Below are 5,196 nucleotides of genomic sequence, written 5' to 3'. Positions count from 1 at the left end.
CGAGCAACCGCGCACGCCACCGTCTTCTCGTCCACCGACCGGCGCTGGCTCTGGACCGCGCCCCTGTTGCAAACGGCGCGCACGCTCACGCGCGACACGCCCTAGCCGTCACCGCCCACCCCTTCAACTGGAGAGATTCCATGCCTGGCGTTCATACCGTCCCGCCGTCCCTGTCCGCTTCGCTCTACGGCAACGCACCCGATCCGAAATCGGGCCTGCAGGTCAGCACCCGTCTGATGGAAAGCTACGAGATCATCGGCCCGGTCACCGGCGCGAGCGACATCTCGACGTTCCTCAATTCCGCCGGACGTCTCGATATCTATTCGTCCGGTACCGCGCAAAAGGTCTACCGGATCCGCGCGGACAACCAGTCGGACACCGGCTGGGCCGAAGCCGATCTCGGCGTCACCGCCAGCCAGGTCAGCCCCTACCTCGCGCGCAGCGACGATTACGACAACCCCAACCTCCTCGGCATCGGCACGAACGGCAAACTGACGCTCAGCCAGTGGAAGGACGGCCGCTACGCGCAGGCCGACTGCCAGCCCGCCGGCGCCAAACGCCCGCTCAAGCAGATGCTGTCGACCCGGAATTTCGGCAACGTCTACGTCAACGTCGTGCTCGACAACGACGAAGTCGGCAGCAGCTACCTGAGGAAGGACGGCACCTGGGGGTCGACCGACTGGGTGCCGATCCGCAAGAGCCAGGACAGCACCGACAACGCCACCGTCAAGCGCATCGCGATGTGCGCGAACGATCCGGTGCAGCAGTCGCTGTTCGCCATCGGCCCGGACAACGCCGTGCTGTTCGCGCAGAGCGACTTCCGGTTCTCCTACTTCACGACGCTCGGCTACAAGAAGGCGATCGACCTCGCCGTCGTGTCCGATCAGGAGAAGCGCCTGAACATCTTCATCGTCGATACCGATTTCGGCATCTGGCAAAAGCGCGAGAAGAAGTACAGCTCGTCCGGCATCCAGTTCGACGACTGGGTGCTGGTCAGCAACGCGGCCCCGGTGACGTCGCTGCGGGCGGTCATCAACGCCGGCGGATTGCTCGAGATCTTCGCGATCGGCAAGGACCAGCGGCTCTACCATACGCGGCAGATCAGCAGCGGGCTCAACAAGGTGAGCTGGTCGAGCCTGTTCGAGCTCGGCAACCCGGTGCCCAACACGAAATTCACGGTCGGCCGCAACGCCGCCGGCTACTCGGAAGCGTATTCCGTGTCGTCGGACAGCAAGCTGTACCGCTTCTGGCAGGATCCGAAGACGACCCAGTGGACCAACGAGGAAATCCGCCTGCAGGGCTCCGGCGAGATGACGTCGGTACCGACCCATGCAACGGAAATCATCGTGCTGGACGACGCCGGCCAGCTCGCCGTCCATGCGCAGGTCGAGATCGATGCCGCGTCGATGGTGCCGCTGCGCATCAACGGCCTGTACTATCAGGCCAGCCCCGACTACACGATCCCGGTGCTGTCGGGTGGCGGCGGCAAGGTGGTGATCGAGCGCTTCACCAACAGCCTCGCGAGCCCGAGCTACCACATCCGCACCCAGTACATGCAGCCGGGCGAAGGCGTCACCGTGGAGCCGAACGGCGCCTTGCAGGAGAAGATGCACGCGGTCGACACCGATGCCGTCTGGAACGCGAAGACCGCCTCCGGCGCCTACCTGCTGACCGGGGAATTCCGGACCCGCGACAACGCCGAGAACATGGCGAAGATCATGCGGCAGTCGATGTCGTTCGGCATGCCGGCGAGCGCGGCGGCCCGGAGCCTGCGGTACCTCGGCGCCAACCGCTCCGTCGTCGGGCTGCGGCATACGGTGCGCGGCACCGCCGATCCGTTCGCGCTCGTGCCGGAGGACGTGCCCGCGCAGCACTGGCGGGTGTCGTTCACCGATACCGGCGTGCACTACGACGACCTGACCGCGGACCAGGCCGGCGCGTACCTGCTGCGTTCCCGCACACTGGCGTCGTCCGGCGATGCAACCCTGGCGAACGCCGGCTTCCTCGGCATCGACTGGGGCGATATCTGGAACGCGATCAAGAACGGCGTCGGCCGCATCGTCGACGGCCTGAAGGAATTCGTCGTGACGACCATCGTCGATCCGGTCACGCGCCTCGTGAACGAGATCAAGGTCGTCTTCAATTTCCTCATCGATGGCGTGACGTACCTGATCGACAAGACCATCAAGCTCTTCCAGCAGGCGTTCGACATCGTCGAGGGCATCTGGAACAAGCTCAAGGTGTTCTTCAAGGAACTGTACGAGTGGCTCGCCTTCTTCTTCTCATGGGGCGACATCAAGCGGTCGGCGGAGGCGACCCGCCATACGTTCGACGCGACCTTCGACTATCTGCTCCTGGCGGTCGATGCGGTGAAAGGCCAGGTGGCGGCAGGCTTCGACCACCTGCAGACGGAGATCGACAAGGCCGTCAATACGTTCCTCGCGCAACTGGACCCGAAGCTCGCGATCGGCCAGTACGCGGAAGACGTCGATCAACCCGACCCGCGCATCGACGAGTCGACCAGCCACAACGTGCTGCTCAACGCGTTTTCGGACAACTACAAGGCGACGCGCGTCCTGGCGCGGGGCGATGCGCTGGCTGCCGCCGCCGATCCGCTCCAGGACCTGTGCGAGAAGCTGAAGGACGTCGCCGACAACTTCGAGTTCGGTCAGGGCAAGAACGCGTTCCACGATGCCGCCACGTACTTCGAGCAAATCGGCCGCACCCCCGATCGCGTGCTCGACCTGCTGTTCGCCGGCACCGTCAAGGTGATGGAAGCCGTCACCCAGTTTGCACTGAGCGCGGCCAAAGGGCTGGTCCTGACGATTCTCGACCTGGTCGCCGACGTGATCGACGCGATCAAGGCCCTGTTCAACACGGAATGGGAGATCCCGTTCGTCTCGCAGCTTTACAAGCTGATCACCGGCTCGTCGCTGAGCTTCAAGGTGTGCGACCTGTTCTCGTACATCGTCGCGATCCCGGGCACGTTGCTGTACAAGCTGGTGAAACATGAAGCGCCGTTCCCCGACGCCGCGAGCGTGACCCGCTTCAAGTCGTCGTTCACCGCGCAGTGGCTGGCCGAGCAGAGCGGGATCGCGCCGAAGTCCGAAGTGTCGCTGATGGTCAGCGCCGAGCAGAAATCCGCGATCTCGATCTTCTTCGGCGTATCGGCGTCGGTCTGCATCTTTGCCGCGACCATTCTCGACACCATCGAGATCGCGTTGCAAACCGAAGAGGTCGAGGTCGAGGCAATCAGCACCGGCTCGCTGTTCATGGGCTTCGGCTCCGCATTCTTCAGCGTGCCGTGGATGATCGCGAGCGATGCGGGCGGTTTTTCGTGCAACGACGCCAAGGGGCTCAGCAACCTGCTGTGGCTGTTGAACACCGTCGTGGGCTACGGACGGGCCGGGGCGCTCAAGATCGCCGGCAAGAAGTACAAGATCCCCGCGGAAGTCGATCAGGTCACCGTCAACCTGTGGGGCTGCGCGCGGCTGGCCATGACGATCGTGTGGGCCGTGAAGAGCGGCGAGAAACTGGATGGCTTCGAGGCGGCGGAAGCATTCGTCGACACGATCACCAGCCAGGTGTTCCGCTTCCTGGGCGTCAAGACGGTGGTCGCCGCGACCGAGGGCATCTCGCTCCTCGCGTTGCTCGTCATCGTCGGCCTGGGCGGCATGACCACGACCGCGCTGCATCTGGCCGTGTCGCTGAAGTCCGACGAGGCCGTCGCGAAGCGCCTTCCCGCCCAGGCGCTGGCGTGACGCCGGTCGATCGTCGCGGCACGAGCCGGCCTTGACGCGGCACCGTGCGGCGGTACTCGGGCAAGCTGGCCGGGCACCGCCGCACGACCGCCGTCGATGCGCTGCCTGGCCACCTGCTCGCGGCGCTCGGCGCATCAAAGAAACAGCAGCGCCTCGTTCAACTCCGGCTCGCGGCACGGCTCCCTGCGCCAGCCCAGCCGAACGGGAACCGAATAGAGCCGTGGCGCGCCGAAACGCGGCCAGAAATGGCACAGCCCCGGCGCGATCACCTGCACCACGGACAAACCGATGTCGGGCCGCGTCTTGTCGACGACGAGCACATCCATGCCGGCCACCGCGATGCGTCCGACGCCATCCGCGATCGCCGCCGGCAACGACGCGGCGTCGATCGGCTGCCACGTCGAGCGGGTCGTGCACTGCACATCCGCCGCCGGATACAGGAATCCGGTATCCGGCAGCTTGTCGCGATCCCACGGGTGCGGGGCATCCGCCGCGACATCGAGCAACTGGTTCACTTCGGTCAGCGCCCGCTGCACCGCGATACGGCCGTCCGGATGGCAGCCGAAGCCGATCGAGAAGCGCCCGTCCTGCGGGTTTTCCGCCAGCGCGGCCACGGTCGGCACGCCCAGATCGGCGGTGATGTCGAGCGCCCACAAACGCCATCCGAACGTCGCGTATTCACGCACGAGCGCATCGAAATACGGATCCTCGAAACTCGCGAGTTCGATGCCCGGGCGCGGCATCCGGTTGTACCACCAGATCGCGACCGCATCGCGCTCGATCAATTCGAGCATGCCTTGCAGGATCGCCTCGTCGACGCTCGATCCCGCCGCGCAGCCGTTGGGGTTGTGCACGCATGCGGCCGGCGCCTGCGCACGGTCGGGCGTTTCCGCATAGCAGTAGCTCAGCGGCACGAGATGGCGCCGGCCGGTCACGAGCGACCAGGCCGGCGTCCAGTCGATGACGTCGCGCGCCGTGAAGCGCGGCGGCACCTGCTTTCGCACATCGCGGGTCAGCGCGTTGATCGCCTCGCGCGTGTCGAATTGCCGTTCGCTGAACTGCTGAAGGTCGTTCACGTGGATCGGGGCGGCGTCGCACGCCGGATCGGCGAGCAGGCTTTCCATGCTTCCCGTCAGCGTCGCCTCGTCGCCTTGATACACGCTGCTGAAGCGCTCGAGCGCCTCGCATAGCGCGCTCGCACGCGCCTGCTCGTCGGTGCGGCCCTTGCCGGAGCAGATCCTGTCGAACCGGTTGCTGCCCGGCACCGCCGCCGGACACACGAGAAAGCCCGATGCGTAGACCTTGCGCAGGCCCGCGTGCCGCTTCGGCATCGGATGCAGATACGCGATCGCGCCGCTGACCGGCGATATCAGGTGGGCATGACGCGCGAACACCTGTTGCGGATCGGCGGTGCGGTAGCCGCCGTCGGCGCGCG

At 65.7% G+C, this 5,196-nt stretch carries 2 protein-coding genes; one reads left to right on the top strand and one right to left on the bottom strand.

All coding sequences use genetic code 11. The features are described from left to right. Positions 1 to 140 precede the first annotated feature (140 nt). The gene (locus JYJ84_RS27790) at positions 141 to 3,761 is read left to right on the top strand and encodes a hypothetical protein (RefSeq protein ID WP_175221503.1); all 3,621 of its coding nucleotides are present in this window, start codon (positions 141 to 143) and stop codon (positions 3,759 to 3,761) included. A gap of 134 nt (positions 3,762 to 3,895) precedes the next feature. Here JYJ84_RS27790 and JYJ84_RS27785 read toward each other — a convergent pair. Beyond that, on the bottom strand, positions 3,896 to 5,196 hold a 1,301-nt coding region (locus JYJ84_RS27785; protein ID WP_205189716.1), incomplete at its 5' end, for a YcaO-like family protein.

Origin of the sequence: Burkholderia sp. LMG 13014, from assembly GCF_905232215.1 — a bacterium.
GTDB lineage: Bacteria > Pseudomonadota > Gammaproteobacteria > Burkholderiales > Burkholderiaceae > Burkholderia.
The sequence above is the reverse complement of the archived record's forward strand: the minus strand, read 5'-3'. Positions and strand labels throughout refer to the sequence as shown.